Annotated in this window: 1 protein-coding gene; it reads right to left on the reverse strand. The window is 70.2% G+C overall.

Features of this window, described 5'->3' with window-relative positions:
• Positions 1-665, reverse strand: a 665-nt coding sequence (locus tag IH54_RS0138765) for a tyrosine-type recombinase/integrase (RefSeq protein WP_031526340.1), incomplete at both ends; no start/stop codon positions are given.

Below are 665 nucleotides of genomic sequence, written 5' to 3' on the forward strand. Positions count from 1 at the left end.
TCCACTCGTGGGCGAAGTTGTGACGCCAGCGGTGCGCGTGCACGCCGGTCAGACCGGCTGCCGCACCGCGGCGCTTGATCATGATCTTGATGCCGTTGGACGCCAGCCGCCTCGCGCCGCGGTCGGCCAGCCACAGGTCGGGAAGGTCGGCTCCGCGGTGCTTCGACCGGGCCAGGAGGTAACGGCTGAGCGCCCTCGCGGTCTTCGGACCGAAGCGGACTCGGCGGTCCTTGCTGCCCTTGCCGTGGTAGCGGACGGACTCGGTGGCAAGGTCGATGTCGGCCAGGGCGAGGTTGCCGACCTCGGACAGGCGGGCGCCGGTGTTGTAGTAGAGGCGGATGACCGCCTCGTCCCGCAACTGCAGGAACGCCTTGCCCTTGCAGGTGCCCAGCACCTTGGAGGTCTCGGCGTCGCGCATCACCGGCACCAGCCTCTGCGGGATCTTCGGCTGCCGGACCCGGTCCATCGGCGACCGGTCGATCTCCTCCTCGTCGTCCCGCAGCCACTTGAAGAACTGCTGGAGCGCCTTGTGCTTGTTCAGCCCGGTCGCCGGCGAACGGGTCTGGACCATCCAGGCCTGGAAGGCCTCGCAGTGCGCCCGGCTCACCTCGGCCGGGTCCTCCGCGGCGCGGTCCGCGTCCGGATCGGGGGAGTACTCCCCCAGG

The sequence above is a fragment of the Streptomyces sp. NRRL F-5123 genome (assembly GCF_000721495.1).
Lineage (GTDB): Bacteria > Actinomycetota > Actinomycetes > Streptomycetales > Streptomycetaceae > Actinacidiphila.